The organism is Pseudomonas sp. 2(2015) (genome assembly GCF_000955865.1).
In the GTDB taxonomy this organism is placed as follows: Bacteria; Pseudomonadota; Gammaproteobacteria; order Pseudomonadales; family Pseudomonadaceae; genus Aquipseudomonas.
The window spans coordinates 364,891-383,525 of sequence record NZ_JYOF01000004.1 but is presented as its reverse complement, the minus strand read 5'-3'; the positions used below and the strand labels follow the sequence as shown (position 1 = coordinate 383,525).

At 63.5% G+C, this 18,635-nt stretch carries 14 protein-coding genes; 13 read left to right on the top strand and 1 reads right to left on the bottom strand.

The window, feature by feature from the left end; all coding sequences use genetic code 11:
* Window positions 1-105 precede the first annotated feature (105 nt).
* The 4 genes from UB48_RS09985 to UB48_RS09970 all read left to right on the top strand — a co-directional run bounded on the left by UB48_RS09985 (window position 106) and on the right by UB48_RS09970 (window position 4,841).
* Entirely contained in the window at window positions 106-720 is a 615-nt protein-coding gene (locus UB48_RS09985) for a biliverdin-producing heme oxygenase (protein WP_045196425.1), read from the top strand.
* Between the two features lie 60 nt (window positions 721-780).
* On the top strand, window positions 781-1,206 hold the full coding sequence (locus UB48_RS09980) for a YbaN family protein (protein ID WP_045196600.1): 426 nt from the start codon (window positions 781-783) through the stop codon (window positions 1,204-1,206).
* Between the two features lie 100 nt (window positions 1,207-1,306).
* Window positions 1,307-3,433 carry a methyl-accepting chemotaxis protein gene (locus UB48_RS09975; protein WP_045196423.1) on the top strand — a complete coding sequence of 709 codons (2,127 nt, stop codon included), beginning with the start codon at window positions 1,307-1,309 and terminating at the stop codon, window positions 3,431-3,433.
* A gap of 49 nt (window positions 3,434-3,482) precedes the next feature.
* Entirely contained in the window at window positions 3,483-4,841 is a 1,359-nt protein-coding gene (locus tag UB48_RS09970) for a CoA transferase (RefSeq protein WP_045196421.1), read from the top strand.
* 15 nt (window positions 4,842-4,856) lie between these two features.
* On the opposite strand, the gene arcD (UB48_RS09965) is transcribed toward UB48_RS09970, so the two are convergent.
* Complete coding sequence (arcD, locus tag UB48_RS09965; protein WP_045196419.1) at window positions 4,857-6,284, bottom strand: arginine-ornithine antiporter; 1,428 nt, start codon at window positions 6,282-6,284, stop codon at window positions 4,857-4,859.
* A gap of 442 nt (window positions 6,285-6,726) precedes the next feature.
* On the opposite strand from arcD (UB48_RS09965), the gene arcD (UB48_RS09960) reads away from it, so the two are divergent.
* From arcD (UB48_RS09960) to UB48_RS09920, 9 genes are all read left to right on the top strand, one after another.
* A complete protein-coding gene (gene arcD, locus UB48_RS09960; protein ID WP_045196417.1) occupies window positions 6,727-8,154 on the top strand; it encodes an arginine-ornithine antiporter in 1,428 nt (475 codons plus the stop codon).
* A gap of 33 nt (window positions 8,155-8,187) precedes the next feature.
* Window positions 8,188-9,444 carry an arginine deiminase gene (gene arcA, locus UB48_RS09955; RefSeq protein WP_045196415.1) on the top strand — a complete coding sequence of 419 codons (1,257 nt, stop codon included), beginning with the start codon at window positions 8,188-8,190 and terminating at the stop codon, window positions 9,442-9,444.
* A 78-nt stretch (window positions 9,445-9,522) separates the two neighbouring features.
* Complete coding sequence (locus tag UB48_RS09950; protein WP_045196413.1) at window positions 9,523-10,533, top strand: ornithine carbamoyltransferase; 1,011 nt, start codon at window positions 9,523-9,525, stop codon at window positions 10,531-10,533.
* Between the two features lie 79 nt (window positions 10,534-10,612).
* Window positions 10,613-11,542, top strand: a complete 930-nt coding sequence (gene arcC, locus UB48_RS09945; RefSeq protein WP_045196411.1) for a carbamate kinase — start codon at window positions 10,613-10,615, stop codon at window positions 11,540-11,542.
* 55 nt (window positions 11,543-11,597) lie between these two features.
* Window positions 11,598-11,966 (top strand): DUF5064 family protein, encoded by a 369-nt coding sequence (locus UB48_RS09940; protein ID WP_045196409.1) that lies wholly within the window; start codon window positions 11,598-11,600, stop codon window positions 11,964-11,966.
* Between the two features lie 143 nt (window positions 11,967-12,109).
* Window positions 12,110-13,618 carry a sigma-54-dependent transcriptional regulator gene (locus UB48_RS09935; RefSeq protein WP_045196407.1) on the top strand — a complete coding sequence of 503 codons (1,509 nt, stop codon included), beginning with the start codon at window positions 12,110-12,112 and terminating at the stop codon, window positions 13,616-13,618.
* Window positions 13,619-13,892: 274 nt separating this feature from the next.
* Window positions 13,893-14,276, top strand: coding sequence for a glycine cleavage system protein GcvH (gcvH, locus tag UB48_RS09930; protein ID WP_045196405.1), 384 nt, complete (start codon window positions 13,893-13,895; stop codon window positions 14,274-14,276).
* Between the two features lie 9 nt (window positions 14,277-14,285).
* Window positions 14,286-17,141, top strand: coding sequence for an aminomethyl-transferring glycine dehydrogenase (gcvP, locus tag UB48_RS09925; protein WP_045196403.1), 2,856 nt, complete (start codon window positions 14,286-14,288; stop codon window positions 17,139-17,141).
* A 100-nt stretch (window positions 17,142-17,241) separates the two neighbouring features.
* Window positions 17,242-18,618 (top strand): L-serine ammonia-lyase, encoded by a 1,377-nt coding sequence (locus tag UB48_RS09920; protein WP_045196401.1) that lies wholly within the window; start codon window positions 17,242-17,244, stop codon window positions 18,616-18,618.
* The last annotated feature ends 17 nt before the right edge of the window (window positions 18,619-18,635 follow it).

Here is an 18,635-nt window from a genome sequence, read left to right as displayed (position 1 = left end):
GCGATGGGCTGCAAATGCAGCCCCCCCACAGGTGAGGTTTTTTTACTGTCCCGCGTCTTCTCATTCGTCTAGTCATCAGGCACGCCCATTTCGCAAGGAATCACCATGACCGCCGCTACCACCGCCGAACGCGCCAGCCTGCGTTCGCAACGCTTGAACCAGCTGACCCACGCCCCGCACACCGAGCTGGACGCCCTGGTCAAATCCCACGCGCCGTTCGAAACCCGCGAGAGCTTCGCCCGCTTCGTGGTTGCCCAGTACCTGTTCCAGTCCGAGCTCAAGGCGCTGTACACCGACCCGGCGCTGATCGCCGTCGTCCCTGACCTCGCCGCACGCTGCCGCGCCGAACAGGCCGGCCTGGACCTGGCTGACCTGAACACCGAGATCCCCGCCGACTTCGCCGGCGCCCTGCAAAACCCCAGCCTGGGTGAAGCCATGGGCTGGATCTTCGTCTCCGAAGGCTCCAAGCTCGGCGCCGCCTTCCTGATCAAGCGTGCCGTCGGCCTGGGCTTGTCGGACAGCTTCGGTGCCCGTCACCTGGGCGAGCCGGCCGGTGGCCGCGCTGAAGGCTGGAAGCAGTTCACGCGCATCCTCGACGGCCTGGAACTGAGCGCCGAAGAAGAAGCCAAGGCCGAGCAAGGCGCCGTGGCCGCCTTCGAGCGTTTCACCGAGCTGCTCAAACACGCTTACGCAACTGCGCCTAAAGCCGAACTGGCCTGATGCGCCGTACCCGGTTACCCTCGTGGTAACCGGGCCTTGCCCGTGCACACCGACAAGCCCATGACCCGCCCAGCCGCTTCAAAACTCTCGCGCCTGCTCTTCGGCCTGCTGGCTTACGTAAGCCTGGGCATCGGCCTGGTAGCGATCGTGATTCCCGGCCTGCCCACCACCGAGTTCATCCTCCTCGCCGCCTGGGCCGCCACCCGCAGCTCGCCGCGCCTGAGCGCCTGGCTGGAAAACCACCGGCTGTTCGGGCCGATCCTCAGCAACTGGCGCAACGGCAAGGTAATCCAGCGCCGGGCCAAGGTCAGCGCCACTGTCAGCATGCTGCTGTGCGCTGGCCTGATGCTGGTGTTTCTCGAGCACCGCTGGCCGGTGTTTCTCGCCATCGCCGGCATGAGCCTGGGTAACCTGTGGATCTGGTCGCGGCCAGAAACCGCGCCCTTGAGCCTTGCCGACCGTTCATCGGCGAGCACTCATGGCTAAGGCTATAAGGCCGATGAACTGTTATCGCTAAAAGGATGTAGCGAATCGAGCCCGCCCGTGGCTCGGTCCTCTACCGGCCTGCCTTTTAGCGAGTACGTCCATGTTCGACACGCTCTCGATCCGCCTGAAAATCGTCCTGCTCTCCGGCCTCTGCCTGCTTGGCGTGGTCGCACTCGTCGTCGGTATCAACCTGTATCAATCGCACCAGAGCGATGAGCTGGTCGGCGACGCCAGCACCACCATGCTCACCCGCAATGTCCAGGCCCTGCTGCAGGCCCGCGCCGGCGAAAAGGCCGAGATGCTGCGGCGTACTTTCAGCGACAGCCAGACCGTCATCACCGCCCTCGCCGACCAGGTCCAGGACTTACAGCAACTGGCTCGCGAGCGCGGCCTGAGCGCTGGCGACCTGCGTGAAGCGATCAACCAGAGCCTGGCCACCAGCTTCAAGCGCAACCCCGACGTGCTGGGCGTGTGGCTGGCCTTCGAGGCCGACGGCCTGGACGGCGGCGACAGTGCCTTTACCAACGACGCCAAACGCCTGAGCAACGAGAGCGGGCGCTTTGCCAGCTACTGGAGCCGCGCCCAGGGTCAGGCGCTGAACACGGTGATCAGCGATGTCGACCTGAACAAGACCGAGATCAATCTCAGCGGCACGCCCTACAACGTCTGGTACACCTGCTCGCGCAACAGCGCGCGCTCCTGCCTGCTTGAGCCCTACTCCGACACCGTCGGCGGCAAGCAGATGCTGATGACCAGCATCACCATGCCGCTGCTGCACAACGGCAAGGTGATCGCCGTGGCCGGTGTGGATATTTCTCTCGATGCCCTGCAGTCGGCTGCCGCCAAGGCCCAGCAGGAGCTGTTCAACGGCGCCGGCCACCTGATGATCGTCGCCCCGAGCGGCTTGCTGGCGGCCAACAGCAATGATGCCGGCAAGGTCGGCAAGGCCATCGACCAGGACGGCCAGCAGGCGCTGCAGAAGCTCGCCGGCAACCAGCCACTGATCCTTGAACAAGGCGATACCATCCGCGCCGTCAATCCGGTGCAGCCGATTGCCGACAGTAAACCCTGGGGCATCCTTATCGACCTGCCCAAGCAGGTACTGCTGGCCGATGCCATCAGCCTGCAGGCGACCCTTGAAGAGGCCCGCACCAGCGGTACCCTCAAAGTGGTGCTGTTCGCCACCCTGGCCGGCCTCGGCGGCCTGCTGCTGATGTGGCTGACCGCCACCGGCGTGACCCGCCCGCTCAACAGCGTAGCGAGCATGCTCGAAGACATCGCCAGCGGCGACGGCGACCTCACCCAGCGCCTGCGCTATGCGCGCAAGGACGAGCTGGGGCGGCTGACCGGCGGCTTCAACCGCTTCCTCGACAAGCTGCAGCCGACCATCGCCCAGATCAAACAGAGCATCACCCAGGCCCGGGCCACTGCCGACCAGTCTTCGGCAATTGCCCAGCGCACCAGCGAAGGCATGCAGGTGCAGTTTCGCGAGATCGACCAGGTGGCCACCGCCTCCAATGAGATGAGCGCCACCGCCCACGACGTCGCCAACAGCGCCGCCAGTGCCGCCGACGCCGCCCGCGGTGCCGACCGTTCGGCCAAGGACGGCATGGCGATCATCGAGCGCAGCACCCGCGACATCACTGTACTCGCCGAACAGGTCAGCAAAGCCGTTGGCGAAGTGGAAACCCTGGCGCAGAACAGCGAACAGATCGGCTCGGTATTGGAGGTGATCCGCAGCATTGCCGAGCAGACCAACCTGCTGGCGCTCAACGCCGCGATCGAAGCCGCCCGCGCCGGTGAAAGCGGCCGTGGTTTTGCCGTGGTTGCCGACGAAGTACGCAACCTGGCGCGCCGTACCCAGGACTCGGTCGAAGAGATCCGCCAGGTGATCGAGCGCATCCAGAGCAACACCCGCGAAGTGGTGGCGACCATGCATTCGAGCCACGGCAAGGCCCAGGAAAACGCCGGGCAGATCCACCAGGCGGTGCAGGCGCTGGACAAGATCAGCGAGGCGGTCACGGTGATCAGCGACATGAACCTGCAGATCGCCAGTGCCGCCGAACAGCAGAGCGCGGTGGCCGAAGAGGTCAACCGCAACGTCTCGGCGATCCGCGGGGTAACCGAAACCCTGACCGGCCAGGCCGCGGAATCGGCGCAGGTGAGCAGCCAGCTCAACACCCTGTCGTCGCAGCAGATGGCCTTGATGGATCAGTTCCGGGTTTGACCTGGCGCCGCTGATGGTCTGCAATGGCCCTTCTGCTGGAGGGCCATTGATGACCGCGCTACTCGACACCCTTGTCGCCGAACTGCAGCTGCCAACGGCACTGCGCAATAGCCTGCGCTTTCGCGGCAACGGCGCCCTGCCTTCGACTTTCGCCGTCACCGAGCTTGCCAGCAGCAGCATTGCCGCCTGTGGCCTGGCAATCGCCGAACTGCTGCAGCGCCAGCTTGAGCAACAGCCTGGCGTTGAAGTTGACCGCCGCCTGAGCTCGTTCTGGTTCGCCACCAGCCTGCGCCCGCAAGGCTGGAGCACACCGCCCTTGTGGGACCCGATTGCCGGTGACTACCGCGCCGAGGATGGCTGGATTCGCCTGCATACCAACGCAGCTCATCATCGCGCCGCCGCCCAGCAGGTAGTGGGCCGTGCGGCTGACCGCGCACACATGGCTGATCTGGTTGCGCGCTGGCGCGCTCATGAGCTGGAAAGCGCGATAGTCACCGCTGGCGGTTGCGCCGCGCAAATGCGCAACTGGTCCGAATGGTCGGCCCATCCTCAGGGCCTGGCAGTGAATGCCGAGCCGTTGATTCATCACCAACGGGCTCCGGCCTTTACAAAAAGACGCTGGACCGGTAACGCCGTCCGACCTCTGGCCGGGGTCAAGGTGCTGGACCTGACCCGCATCCTCGCCGGCCCCACAGCCAGTCGCCTGCTGGCAGGCTTCGGCGCGCAGGTGCTGCGGATCGACCCGCCAGGCTGGGAGGAACCGGCGGTGGTTGCCGAGGTGACCCTGGGTAAACGTTGTGCGCGCCTGGACTTGCACGATGGGGATGATCGACGGGTGTTTGAACGCCTGCTCAGTGAAGCCGATATTCTCCTGCATGGTTACCGCGCCGATGCCCTCGAACGACTGGGGTATGCCAGCGAACAGCGCCGCCAGCTCAACCCCGGGCTGATCGATGTGAGCCTCAACGCCTACGGCTGGAGCGGCCCCTGGCAACAGCGCCGGGGCTTCGACAGCCTGGTACAGATGAGCTGCGGCATCGCTTGTGAAGGCATGCGCTGGCAACAGGCCGACAAGCCCGTGCCGTTGCCGGTGCAGGCATTGGACCATGGCACCGGGTACCTGATGGCGGCTGCGGCGATCAAGGCCTACAGCGAACGCCTGGGCAGCGGTTGCGGGGCAACCCTGCGCCTGTCGCTGGCGCGCACGGCAAAGCTGTTGATCGATCAGGGGACGCTGGCAGCGGATTTGCCGTTACAGGCTGAGACGGCAGCGGATCTGAACCCGCAGCTGGAGCAGACGCCCTGGGGGCTGGCGCAGCGGCTGAAGGCGCCGCTGCTGGTCGAAGGGGCACCGTTGGATTGGCAGCAGGGGGCTTGTGAGCTGGGTTCTGCTGCTGCCTGTTGGTGAATGTGCCGGCACTGATTAAAGGCTCAACATCCCGCTGTACAAGCCATAGGCCGCCAACCCCGCGCCCACCAGCACGGCGGCGAAGATCAGCTTCTCCCAGGTGGTAAACAGCGCCTGGCCCTGCTCGTGCTTGGCCCGGGCAAACAGGATCACCCCTGGCGCGTACAGCAGCGCCGACAGCAGCAGGTACTTCAGCCCACCGGCATACAGCAGCCAGATCGCGTAGATCAGCGCGATACCGGCAATCAGCAGGTCCTTGCGCCGTGCGCCGGGGTGGCCTTCATACGACTCGCCGCGCACCGCCAGCAACACCGCGTAGGCCGCCGACCACAGGTACGGCACGAGGATCATCGACGAGGCCAGGTAGATCAGGCTGGTGTAGGTCCCAGCGGAAAACAGGGTGATCAGCAGGAACAGCTGAATCATCACGTTGGTCAGCCACAGCGCATTGGCCGGCACGTGGTTGGCGTTTTCCCTGGCCAGAAAGCGCGGCATGGTCTGGTCGCGGGCGGTGGCGAAGAGGATCTCGGCGCACAGCAAGGCCCATGACAGCAGCGCCCCCAGCAGCGATACCGCCAGGCCGATACTGATCAGCAAGGCGCCCCAGGGCCCGACGATATGCTCAAGCACCGACGCCAGCGACGGGTTCTGCAAGGCCGCCAGCTCTGGCTGGGTCATCACCCCCAGCGACAGCACGTTGACCAGCACCAGCAAGGCCAGTACGCCGATAAAGCCGATCACCGTGGCCTTGCCGACGTCCGAGCGCTTCGCCGCCCGCCCGGAGTAGACGCTGGCGCCCTCGATGCCGATGAACACGAACACCGTCACCAGCATCATGTTGCGCACCTGGTCGAGCACGCCGCCGAATTTCGGGTTGCTCAAGCCCCAGATGTCCCGGGTAAAAATGTCGGCGCGAAAGGCCACCGCGGCGATGACGATGAACATCACCAACGGCACGATCTTGGCCACCGTGGTCACCTGGTTGATGAACGCCGCCTCCTTGATGCCGCGCAGCACCAAAAAGTGTACGGCCCACAACAGCAGCGAGGCACAGGCGATGGCGATCGGCGTATTGCCCTCGCCAAACACCGGGAAGTAGAAGCCCAGGGTGCTGAACAACAGCACGAAGTAGCCGACGTTGCCCAGCCAGGCGCTGATCCAGTAGCCCCAAGCCGAAGAAAAGCCCATGTACTCGCCAAACCCGGCCTTGGCATAGGCATACACGCCGGAGTCGAGTTCCGGCTTGCGGTTGGCCAGGGTCTGGAACACGAAGGCGAGGGCCAGCATGCCCACCGCGGTGATGCCCCAGCCGATCAGTACGGCGCCGACGTCGGCACGCGCAGCCATGTTTTGCGGCAGCGAAAAGATCCCGCCGCCGATCATCGAGCCGACCACCAAGGCGATCAACGCCCCCAGGCGTAATTTCTGTCCAGGTTCGGACATGCAGATCCCCTTCTGTCTCGTGTTTGTAACGCCAGTGGTACACCCTGAGTTAAATATAATCTGACTCTAAGCGTCTATATATATTAAACCACTAAGCGCTTTCTGCTCATAACTAGCGCGTCTATGCCTGACGAACTAAATGGTGAGTTTTGTGCACAATTCGCGCTTCTTCAAGCTAATAAGAAAAATTCTCAGAGAAAATTTGCGATTCGCCCAAAACGGACTAGCTTCAATTCTCGCAGCCCCGCAAGAGCGATTGCTCTAAAACGCCATGGAGGTGCCAGTTGACAAGGCTTGCAGTACTGCGATCGGCAGACTCCGGGAGGCTGTTTCAGTCATTGATCTGCAATGGAATGTCCTCATGAACTGACCTGAATCAGCTAATGACTTCGCCGCTGGATTTATTCTAGCGTCATCTCTTCTCCTGGTACGGAGTTATTCAATGTCAGACGCTCCCGGAAAACTACGACTTGGTGCGCTGGTTGCACTTGTTGTCGGCTCGATGATCGGCGGCGGGATCTTTTCGCTGCCGCAAAACATGGCCGCAAGTGCTGATGTAGGCGCTGTTCTGATCGGTTGGGGCATCACCGCCATCGGCATGCTGACCCTGGCTTTCGTGTTCCAGACCCTGGCCAATCGCAAGCCTGACCTGGACGGCGGGGTATACGCCTACGCCAAGGCCGGTTTCGGCGATTACATGGGCTTTTCTTCAGCCTGGGGCTACTGGATCAGTGCCTGGCTGGGCAACGTCGGTTACTTCGTGTTGCTGTTCAGCACCCTCGGTTACTTCTTCCCGATCTTTGGCGAGGGCAACACCCCGGCAGCGGTGATTGGCGCCTCGGTGCTGCTCTGGGCCGTGCACTTTCTGGTATTGCGCGGGATCAAGGAAGCGGCCTTCATCAACCTGGTCACCACCGTAGCCAAGGTCGTACCGCTGGCGCTGTTCGTGCTGATCGCCCTGTTCGCCTTCAAGCTGGATATCTTCACCGCTGACATCTGGGGCTCGATGAACCCGGACCTGGGCAGCGTGATGAACCAGGTGCGCAACATGATGCTGGTCACCGTCTGGGTGTTCATCGGCATCGAGGGCGCGAGCATCTTCTCGGCCCGGGCAGAAAAACGCTCGGACGTCGGCAAGGCCACGGTCATCGGCTTCATCACCGTGCTGCTGTTCCTGGTGCTGGTCAACGTGCTGTCGCTGGGCATCATGACCCAACCGGAGCTGGCCAAGCTGCAGAACCCGTCGATGGCCGCCGTGCTTGAGCACGTGGTTGGCCACTGGGGTGCGGTGCTGATCAGCGTCGGCCTGATCATCTCGCTGCTCGGGGCTCTGCTGTCGTGGGTACTGCTGTGCGCCGAGATCATGTTCGCCGCCGCCAAAGACCACACCATGCCGGAGTTCCTGCGCCGCGAGAACGCCAACCACGTGCCGGCCAACGCCCTGTGGCTGACCAACGCCATGGTACAGATCTTCCTGGTCATCACCCTGTTCTCGGCCAGTACCTACCTGTCGCTGATCTACCTCGCCACCTCGATGATCCTGGTGCCTTACCTGTGGTCGGCGGCCTATGCCTTCCTGCTCGCGGTACGCAGCGAAACCTACGAACAGGCCCTGGCCGAACGCAAGAAAGACCTGGTCATCGGCGCCATCGCCCTGCTCTACGCGGTCTGGCTGCTGTATGCCGGCGGCGTCAAATACCTGCTGCTCTCGGCCCTGCTGTATGCCCCTGGCGTGATCCTGTTCGCCAAGGCCAAGCGCGAGGTCGGCCAACCGATTTTTACCAACGTGGAGAAGCTGATCTTCGCCGCCGTAGTCATTGGTGCCCTGGTGGCTGCCTATGGCCTGTACGACGGCTTCCTGACTCTGTAACCACCCGTTTTCGCAACTTGGAGGAAATGAACCATGTCCACGGATAAAGTTAAGTACGGCGTACATTCCGAAGCCGGCAAACTGCGCAAAGTGATGGTCTGCTCCCCTGGCCTGGCGCACCAGCGCCTGACCCCGAGCAACTGCGACGAACTGCTGTTCGATGACGTTATCTGGGTCAACCAGGCCAAACGCGACCACTTCGACTTCGTCACCAAAATGCGTGAGCGCGGCATCGAAGTGCTGGAAATGCACAACCTGCTGACCGAGACCATCCAGAACCCCGAAGCGCTGAAATGGATCCTCGACCGCAAGATCACCCCGGACACCGTCGGTGTCGGCCTGACCAACGAAGTGCGCAGCTGGCTCGAAGGCCTTGAGCCGCGCAAACTGGCCGAATTCCTGATCGGCGGCGTGGCCGGTGAAGACCTGCCGGAAAGTGAAGGCGCCGGCGTGATCAAGATGTACCGCGACTACCTGGGCCACTCAAGCTTCCTGCTCGACCCACTGCCCAACACCCAGTTCACTCGCGACACCACCTGCTGGATCTACGGCGGCGTGACCCTCAACCCGATGTACTGGCCGGCGCGACGTCAGGAAACCCTGCTGACCACCGCCATCTACAAGTTCCACCCCGAGTTCACCGCGGCCGACTTTGAAATCTGGTACGGCGATCCGGACCAGGACCACGGCAAGGCCACCCTCGAAGGCGGCGACGTCATGCCGATCGGCAATGGCGTGGTCCTGATCGGCATGGGCGAGCGCACCTCGCGCCAGGCCATCGGCCAACTGGCGCAATCGCTGTTTGCCAAAGGCGCGGTGGAAAAAGTGGTAGTCGCCGGCCTGCCGAAATCCCGTGCAGCGATGCACCTGGACACCGTGTTCAGCTTCTGCGACCGCGACCTGGTCACGGTTTTCCCGGAAGTGGTCAAGGAAATCGTGCCGTTCGTCATTCGCCCGGACAGCAGCAAGCCATATGGCCTGGACGTGCGCCGCGAGAACAAGACGTTCCTCGACGTGGTCGCCGAATCGCTGAACCTGAAGAAACTGCGCGTGGTCGAGACCGGTGGCAACAGCTTCGCCGCCGAACGCGAGCAGTGGGACGACGGCAACAACGTGGTGGCGGTTGAACCAGGCGTGGTCATCGGCTACGACCGCAACACCTACACCAACACCCTGCTGCGCAAGGCAGGCGTCGAAGTCATCACCATCAGCGCCGGCGAACTGGGCCGTGGCCGCGGCGGCGGTCACTGCATGACCTGCCCGATCGTGCGCGACCCTATCGACTACTAGACGACCATCAACCGCCTGCACCTGCCGGTGCAGGCGGGCCGATTACCGCTTTCCGTTCACAAGAACAGGAGAAACATCATGGCGTTCAACATCCACAACCGTAACCTGCTGAGCCTGGAACACCACACCCCTCGCGAGTTGCGCTACCTGCTGGACCTGTCCCGCGACCTGAAACGTGCCAAGTACACCGGCACCGAGCAGCAGCACCTCAAAGGCAACAACATTGCGCTGATTTTCGAGAAGACCTCGACCCGCACCCGTTGCGCCTTCGAAGTGGCTGCCTATGACCAGGGCGCCAACGTCACCTACATCGACCCGAACTCCTCGCAGATCGGCCACAAGGAAAGCATGAAGGACACCGCCCGGGTACTCGGGCGCATGTATGACGCCATCGAATACCGTGGCTTCAAGCAGGAAATCGTCGAAGAACTGGCGAAATTCGCTGGCGTACCGGTGTTCAACGGCCTGACCGACGAATACCACCCGACCCAGATGATCGCCGACGTGCTGACCATGCGTGAGCACGCCGACAAGCCGATCCACGAGATCAGCTACGCCTACCTGGGCGACGCCCGCAACAACATGGGCAACTCGCTGCTGCTGGTCGGCTCCAAGCTTGGCATGGACGTGCGCATCTGCGCGCCGAAAGCCCTGTGGCCGCACGATGACCTGGTCGCCCGGTGCAAGAAATACGCGGAAGAAAGCGGCGCGCGCATCACCCTCACCGAAGACCCGAAAGCTGCGGTCAAAGGCGTCGACTTCATTCACACCGACGTCTGGGTATCGATGGGCGAGCCGGTTGAAGCCTGGGGCGAACGCATCCAGCAACTGCTGCCGTACCAGGTCAACGCCGAGCTGATGAAAGCCACCGGCAACCCGCGCACCAAGTTCATGCACTGCCTGCCGGCGTTCCACAACTCCGACACCAAGGTCGGCAAACAGATCGCCGAGCAGTACCCGAACCTGGCCAACGGCATTGAAGTGACCGACGACGTGTTCGAGTCGCCAGCCTGCATCGCCTTCGAGCAAGCGGAAAACCGCATGCACACCATCAAGGCGATCCTGGTGTCGACCCTGGCTGACCTGTAATCCAGCTGCCAGTCTCTGTGGGAGCGGGCTTGCCCCGCTCCAACAGGGTGGCATCTCCCTTTCCTAGAAGGACATCATCATGCGTATCGTTGTTGCATTGGGCGGCAACGCCCTGCTGCGCCGTGGCGAACCCATGACTGCAGACAATCAGCGCGCCAATATCCGCATTGCCGCCGAGCAGATCGCCAAGATCCATCCGGGCAACGAGCTGGTCATCGCCCACGGCAATGGCCCGCAAGTCGGCCTGCTGTCGTTGCAGGCGCAATCCTACAAACCTGATGAAGCCTACCCGCTGGACGTGCTCGGTGCCGAAACCGAAGGCATGATCGGCTACATCATCGAGCAGGAGCTGGGCAACCTGCTGGACTTCGAAGTACCGTTCGCCACCCTCCTGACCCAGGTCGAAGTGGACGCCAACGACCCGGCCTTCAAGGACCCGACCAAGTTCATCGGCCCGGTCTACAGCAAGGAAGACGCCGAGCGCCTGGCCAAGGAAAAAGGCTGGGTGGTCAAGGCCGACGGCGACAAATACCGCCGTGTGGTCGCCAGCCCGAAACCCAAGCGCATCTTCGAGATCCGCCCGATCAAATGGCTGCTGGAAAAGAGCAGCATCGTTATCTGCGCCGGCGGTGGCGGTATCCCGACCATGTATGACGCCGATCGCAAGCTCAAGGGCATCGAGGCGGTGATCGACAAGGACCTGTGCTCGGCGCTGCTGGCCGAACAGCTCGAAGCCGACCTGCTGGTGATCGCCACCGACGTCAACGCGGCATTCATCGACTATGGCAAGCCAAGCCAGAAGGCGATTGCCCAGGCGCACCCTGACGAGCTCGAACGCCTCGGCTTTGCCGCCGGCTCCATGGGCCCGAAAGTCCAGGCCGCTTGCGACTTTGCCCGCCATACCGGCAAAGTGGCGGTCATCGGTTCGCTGGCCGACATCGAGGATATCGTCAAGGGTACGGCCGGTACCCGGGTGAGCACCTCGAAGCCTGGAATCAGCTACCGTTGAATGCAGTGGGCGGGCTTGCGGGTCCGCCATTTTCAACCTTCCGGAGGATCGCACCATGGCCCAGTTTCAACCTGGTCACGTCCATATCGAGCGCACCGCGCTGAACAAGAATGATCACAGCTATGACCTGAACATCAATTACGAAGTGGCGCAGGACCCCAGGGAAGGCCGAGGCATTCAGTTCCGCATGCATGGCAGCATCGAAGGCAAGCCGGTGGACGAAAACTTCTTCCTGGCCAAGGATCAGGTCCTCCCCAGCTTCCTCAGCCTCGCCACTCGCAAGGCCCAGAGCTACCTGCCAGCGCCGAAGAAATTCGAGAGCCTGGGGTCGACTCACAAGATCTATGACCTGATGTTCGAAGATATTCGGACTCAGCTGAAATTGAAGTCTGGCGACTCGATCAAGCCAGAACATCTGGAATAGCCTTCGGGCCTCATCGCTGGCAAGCCAGCTCCCACAGGGAAATGCATGCGCCGATCCTGTGGGAGCTGGCTTGCCAGCGATTCGACCGCAAAGCGGTCGCAAGGCATACTTGGTGACTTCGGCAGCCTTGAACCCCTCCCCCCATGCGCATCCACGTCAGTTTCATCGACCGTGTCGGTATCACCCAGGAAGTGCTGGCCCTGCTCGGCGCCCGCAACCTCAACCTGGACGCCGTGGAGATGGTGCCGCCGAACGTCTACATCGACGCCCCGACCCTCAGCCCCCACGTGCTCGAAGAGCTGCACGACGCGCTGTTCAACGTGCAGGGCGTGCAAACCGTACAAGTGGTCGACATCCTCCCCGGCCAGCGCCGTCACCTGCAACTCGATGCCCTGCTCGCGGCCATGAGCGACCCGGTGCTGGCCCTGGACAGCGCCGGCCACGTGCTGCTGGCCAACCCGGCGCTGGTGGCGCTGTACGGGCAGGAACCGTCCGACCGTTCGGTGGCCGACCTGTTTGGCGACCCGGGCTTGCTCGAAGCGCTGATCGAACAGGGCTTTCACCTGCCCCTGCGCGAAGTGACCCTCAACGGCCAGACCCTGCTGCTCGACGCCACGCCGATCACCAACGCCGGCGCCCTGCTGACCCTGTACCAGCCCAACCGCATCGGCGAACGGCTGTCGGCACTGCACCATGATCACGCCGAGGGCTTCGATGCCCTGCTCGGCGACTCCCCGCCAATCCGCACCCTCAAGGCCCGCGCCCTGCGCGTTGCAGCTCTGGACGCGCCGCTGCTGATCAACGGTGAAACCGGCACCGGCAAGGAGCTGGTGGCCCGCGCCTGTCACGCCATCAGCAGCCGTCACAGTGCGCCCTTCCTGGCCCTCAACTGTGCGGCGCTGCCGGAGAACCTGGCCGAAAGCGAGCTGTTCGGTTACGCCCCCGGCGCCTTTACCGGCGCGCAACGTGGCGGCAAGCCGGGGCTGATGGAACTGGCCAACCAGGGCACGGTATTCCTCGACGAGATCGGCGAGATGTCACCGTACCTGCAGGCCAAGCTGCTGCGTTTTCTCAACGATGGCAGCTTTCGCCGGGTCGGCGGTGATCGCGAGGTCAAGGTCAATGTACGGATCCTCAGCGCCACCCACCGCCACCTGGAAAAAATGGTCGCCGAGGGCGCCTTTCGCGAAGACCTGTTCTACCGCCTGAACGTGCTCAACCTGCAGGTGCCACCGTTGCGCGAACGTGGCCAGGACATCCTCCTGCTGGCGCGCTACTTCATGCAGCAGGCCTGCACCCAGATCCAGCGCCCGCTGTGCCGCCTGGCCCCGGCCACTTACCCGGCGCTACTGGGCAACCGCTGGCCGGGCAACGTGCGCCAGCTGCAGAACGTGATCTTCCGCGCCGCGGCCATCAGCGAAAGCAGCCTGGTGGACATCGGCGACCTGGACATTGCCGGCACCTCGGTGGCTCGCGGCCATGACGCTGAAGTCGACAGCCTGGAACAGGCCGTGGAAGACTTCGAGCGCAACCTGCTGGAAAAGCTCTATAGCAGCTACCCCTCGACCCGCCAGCTAGCCAGCCGCCTGCAAACTTCGCACACCGCCATCGCCCATCGCCTGCGCAAGTACGGCATCCCGGCCAAGCCCTGAATCGCTGTAGCGAAATCACTACATCGTAACGATATCGATACAGCACAGTTTCAGGGCCACAGTGCAAGGTTCTGATCCACTTGAGCTTTTTTTCTCACCCCTAGGTGTAGCGATTTCGCTACACCGGTTATGTATTCTCTTCCCGTAAATTATCTAACTATTTGTTTTAAAACGATATTTTAGATATGGCCGCAATATTGCTATGGCATTACCCATCCCTGGGCTCACCTGAGCCATGCCCACAGCCGTCCCCTGCGGCCCTTGAGGAGTTTCCATGAGCGAGTTGCGTTTTACCGAAGATCACGAATGGCTGCGTAGCGAAGCTGACGGCAGCGTCACCGTCGGGATCACCGCCTTCGCCCAGAACGCCCTGGGCGATGTGGTCTACGTGCAACTGCCAGAGCTGCAACGCTACGAGCAAGGCGCCGAAGCCTCGACCGTCGAATCGGTCAAGGCTGCCAGCGGCGTGTACATGCCGCTGACCGGCGAAGTGGTAGCGGTCAACGACCAGCTCGAAGGCAACCCCGAACGGGTCAACGAAGACCCGCTGGGTGAAGGCTGGTTCTTCCGTTTCATCCCGGCCGACGCCGGCGCCGTCGCGCAACTGCTCGACCAGGACGCCTACGACCGCCTGATCAAAGCCAACGCTGACGCCTGAGGAACCGCCATGACCATCAACCTCGGCACTGCCAACGAATTCATCGCCCGCCACATCGGCCCGCGCCAGCACGACGAGCAGCACATGCTCGCCACCCTCGGTTTTGACTCGCTGGAGGCCATGAGCGCCGCGGTCATCCCCGACAGCATCAAGGGCACCAGCGTCCTTGAGCTGGGCGCCGGGCAAAGCGAAGCCCAGGCGCTGGCCTCACTCAAGGCCATCGCCGGCGACAACCAGCTGTTCAAGAGTTTCATCGGCCAGGGTTACTACAACTGCCACACGCCGGCGCCGATCCTGCGCAACCTGCTGGAAAACCCGGCCTGGTACACCGCCTACACCCCTTACCAGCCAGAGATTTCCCAGGGCCGCCTGGAAGCGCTGCTGAACTTCCAGACCCTGATCAGCGACCTCACCGGCCTGCCGATCGCCAACGCCTCCCTGCTCGACGAAGCCACTGCCGCTGCCGAAGCCATGACCTTCTGCAAACGCCTGAGCAAGAACAAGGGCAGCCACGCCTTCTTCGCCTCGGTGCATTGCCACCCGCAAACTCTGGACGTGCTGCGCACCCGTGCCGAACCGCTGGGTATCGAGGTTGTCGTCGGCGACGAGCGTGAGCTGAGCGATGTCAGCGCCTTCTTCGGCGCCCTGCTGCAATACCCGGCCAGCAGTGGTGAAGTCTTCGACTACCGCGAGCTGGTCGAGCGCTTCCACGCGGCCAATGCCCTGGTCGCCGTGGCGGCCGACCTGCTGGCCCTGACCCTGCTGACCCCGCCGGGCGAATTCGGCGCCGACGTGGCCATCGGCAGCGCCCAGCGCTTTGGTGTACCGCTGGGCTTCGGTGGCCCGCATGCCGCCTACTTCTCGACCCGCGATGCATTCAAGCGCGACATGCCCGGCCGCCTGGTCGGCGTGTCGATCGACCGCTTCGGCAAGACCGCACTGCGCCTGGCCATGCAGACCCGCGAGCAACATATCCGCCGCGAGAAAGCCACCAGCAACATCTGCACCGCCCAGGTACTGCTGGCCAATATCGCCAGCATGTACGCCGTGTACCACGGCCCTCAGGGCCTGAAGCAGATCGCCGAGCGTACCCACGCGCTGACTGCGATCCTCAAGGCCGGCCTGCAACAGTTGGGTGTACAGGTCGAAGTGGAACACTTCTTCGACACCCTGACCCTGGCCACCGGCAGCAGCACCGCCGCCCTGCACGACCAGGCCCGCGGCCAACGCCTGAACCTGCGCCAGATCGACGCCCAGCGCCTGGGCCTGTCGCTGGATGAAACCAGCACCCAGGCCGACGTCGAAGCCCTGTGGCAGCTGTTCGCCGCTGGCAAGGCCAGCCCGGACTTCGCCGCTCTCGCCGCCAGCGTTCAGGCACAACTGCCACGCACGCTGCTGCGCCAGTCGGCGATTCTCGAGCACCCGGTGTTCAACCGTTACCACAGCGAAACCGAGCTGATGCGCTACTTGCGCCGCCTGGCTGACAAGGACCTGGCGCTGGACCGCACCATGATCCCGCTGGGCTCGTGCACCATGAAGCTCAACGCCGCCAGCGAAATGATCCCGGTGACCTGGGCCGAGTTCGGCAGCCTGCACCCGTTCGCCCCGGCCGCGCAGAGCCAGGGTTACCAGCAACTGACCAGCGAGCTGGAAGCCATGCTCTGCGCCGCCACCGGCTACGACGCCGTGTCGCTGCAGCCCAACGCCGGCTCCCAGGGCGAATACGCCGGCCTGCTGGCGATTCGCGCCTATCACCAGAGCCGTGGCGAAGCGCGCCGCGACATCTGCCTGATCCCGTCCTCGGCCCACGGCACCAACCCCGCTACCGCGCACATGGCCGGCATGCGCGTGGTGGTCACCGCCTGTGATGCCCGCGGCAACGTCGACATCGACGACCTGCGCGCCAAGGCCATCGAACACCGCGAGCACCTTGCCGCGCTGATGATCACCTACCCCTCGACCCATGGCGTGTTCGAAGAAGCCATCGGCGAGATCTGCGCGATCATCCATGACAACGGCGGCCAGGTGTACATCGACGGCGCCAACATGAACGCCATGGTCGGCCTCTGCGCCCCGGGCAAGTTCGGCGGCGACGTTTCGCACCTGAACCTGCACAAGACCTTTTGCATCCCCCACGGCGGTGGCGGCCCGGGCGTCGGCCCGATCGGCGTCAAATCGCACCTGGCGCCGTTCCTGCCTGGCCATGCGCACATGGACAACAAGCAGGGCGCGGTCTGCGCCGCACCGTTCGGCAGCGCCAGCATCCTGCCGATCACCTGGATGTACATCCGCATGATGGGTGGCGCCGGGCTCAAGCGGGCCTCGCAAATGGCCATCCTCAACGCCAACTACATCGCCCGCCGCCTGGAAGAGCACTATCCTGTGTTGTACACCGGCAGCAATGGCCTGGTGGCGCACGAGTGCATCCTCGACCTGCGCCCGATCAAGGACAGCAGCGGCATCAGCGTCGATGACGTGGCAAAACGCCTGATCGACTTCGGCTTCCACGCCCCGACCATGTCGTTCCCGGTGGCCGGCACGCTGATGATCGAACCGACCGAAAGCGAGTCTAAAGAAGAACTGGACCGCTTCTGCGAGGCGATGATCCGCATCCGCGAAGAGATTCGCGCAGTCGAAAGCGGCAGTCTGGACAAGGACGACAACCCGCTGAAGAACGCTCCGCACACTGCCGCCGAAATCGCCGGTGAGTGGAGCCACCCGTACAGCCGCGAGCAGGCAGTGTATCCGCTGGCGTCGCTGGTCGAAGGCAAGTACTGGCCACCGGTCGGCCGCGTCGACAATGTGTTTGGCGACCGCAACCTGGTGTGTGCCTGCCCGTCGATCGAGAGCTATCAGGACGTCTGAGGCCTCTTCGCGGGGCAAGCCCGCTCCCACAGTGAGACCCTCATTCCCTGTGGGAGCGGGCTTGCCCCGCGATAGCCTTCATCACAACGAGGGTACGACCATGTCACTAAGCGTCTTCGACCTGTTCAAGATCGGCATCGGCCCCTCCAGTTCCCATACCGTAGGCCCTATGCGCGCCGCTGCGCGTTTTGCTGAAGGCCTGCGTCGCGACGGCCTGCTGGCCGCTACAGTCAGCGTCAAGGCCGAGCTCTATGGCTCGCTCGGCGCCACCGGCAAAGGCCACGGCAGCGACAAGGCCGTGCTGCTCGGCCTTGAAGGCGAACACCCGGACAGCGTCGACACCGAAAGCATCCCCGCACGCCTGCAGGCCATCCGCAGCAGCGGCCGGCTCAACCTGCTCGGCGAGCACGCCATCGACTTCGTTGAAAAGCAGCACCTGGCGATGATCCGCAAACCCCTGGCCTTCCATCCCAACGGCATGATCTTCCGTGCCTTTGACGCCGCCGGCTTGCAGATTCGCAGCCGCGAGTACTACTCGGTGGGCGGTGGTTTCGTGGTCGACGAGGACGCCGCCGGCGCCGATCGCATCGTCGAAGACAGCACCGAGCTGCCCTATCCGTTCAAGACCGCCAAGGAGCTGCTTGGCCACTGTACCGCGCAGCACCTGTCGATCAGCCAGGTCATGCTGGCCAACGAAGCCGCCTGGCGCCCGGAAAGCGACACCCGCAGCGGCCTGTTGCACATCTGGCAGGTCATGCAGGACTGCGTGTCTGCCGGTTGCCGCAACGAAGGTATCTTGCCTGGCGGGCTCAAGGTCAAGCGCCGCGCCGCCGCGTTGTACCGCCAGCTGTGCAGCAACCCGGAGGCGAGCCTGCGCGATGCGCTGTCGGTGCTCGACTGGGTCAACCTCTACGCCCTGGCCGTCAACGAAGAAAACGCCTTTGGCGGGCGCGTGGTCACCGCGCCGACCAATGGCGCCGCCGGCATCGTCCCGGCAGTGTTGCACTACTACATGCGTTTTATCCCGGGCGCCAATGACGACGGCGTGGTGCGTTTTCTGCTCACCGCCGCCGCCATCGGCATCCTCTATAAAGAGAACGCCTCGATCTCCGGTGCCGAAGTCGGCTGCCAGGGCGAAGTCGGCGTTGCCTGCTCGATGGCCGCCGGAGCCCTGTGCGAGGTGATGGGCGGCACGGTGCAGCAGGTCGAGAACGCCGCCGAAATCGGCATGGAACACAACCTGGGCCTGACCTGCGACCCGATCGGCGGGCTGGTCCAGGTGCCCTGCATCGAACGCAACGCCATGGGTTCGGTCAAGGCCATCAACGCGGTGCGCATGGCCCTGCGCGGTGACGGGCAGCACTTCGTCTCGCTGGACAAGGTCATCCGCACCATGCGCCAGACCGGCGCCGACATGAAAAGCAAATACAAGGAGACCGCCCGCGGCGGTCTGGCCGTCAACATCATCGAATGCTGACACCCTCTCAAGCCCCA

Bases quoted from the DNA above. Each gene is read 5' to 3' on its own strand.
- UB48_RS09985 (WP_045196425.1), top strand. From the start codon at position 106: ATGACCGCCGCTACCACCGCCGAACGCGCCAGCCTGCGTTCGCAACGC.
- UB48_RS09980 (WP_045196600.1), top strand. From the start codon at position 781: ATGACCCGCCCAGCCGCTTCAAAACTCTCGCGCCTGCTCTTCGGCCTG.
- UB48_RS09975 (WP_045196423.1), top strand. From the start codon at position 1,307: ATGTTCGACACGCTCTCGATCCGCCTGAAAATCGTCCTGCTCTCCGGC.
- UB48_RS09970 (WP_045196421.1), top strand. From the start codon at position 3,483: ATGACCGCGCTACTCGACACCCTTGTCGCCGAACTGCAGCTGCCAACG.
- arcD (WP_045196419.1), bottom strand. From the start codon at position 6,284: ATGTCCGAACCTGGACAGAAATTACGCCTGGGGGCGTTGATCGCCTTG.
- arcD (WP_045196417.1), top strand. From the start codon at position 6,727: ATGTCAGACGCTCCCGGAAAACTACGACTTGGTGCGCTGGTTGCACTT.
- arcA (WP_045196415.1), top strand. From the start codon at position 8,188: ATGTCCACGGATAAAGTTAAGTACGGCGTACATTCCGAAGCCGGCAAA.
- UB48_RS09950 (WP_045196413.1), top strand. From the start codon at position 9,523: ATGGCGTTCAACATCCACAACCGTAACCTGCTGAGCCTGGAACACCAC.
- arcC (WP_045196411.1), top strand. From the start codon at position 10,613: ATGCGTATCGTTGTTGCATTGGGCGGCAACGCCCTGCTGCGCCGTGGC.
- UB48_RS09940 (WP_045196409.1), top strand. From the start codon at position 11,598: ATGGCCCAGTTTCAACCTGGTCACGTCCATATCGAGCGCACCGCGCTG.
- UB48_RS09935 (WP_045196407.1), top strand. From the start codon at position 12,110: ATGCGCATCCACGTCAGTTTCATCGACCGTGTCGGTATCACCCAGGAA.
- gcvH (WP_045196405.1), top strand. From the start codon at position 13,893: ATGAGCGAGTTGCGTTTTACCGAAGATCACGAATGGCTGCGTAGCGAA.
- gcvP (WP_045196403.1), top strand. From the start codon at position 14,286: ATGACCATCAACCTCGGCACTGCCAACGAATTCATCGCCCGCCACATC.
- UB48_RS09920 (WP_045196401.1), top strand. From the start codon at position 17,242: ATGTCACTAAGCGTCTTCGACCTGTTCAAGATCGGCATCGGCCCCTCC.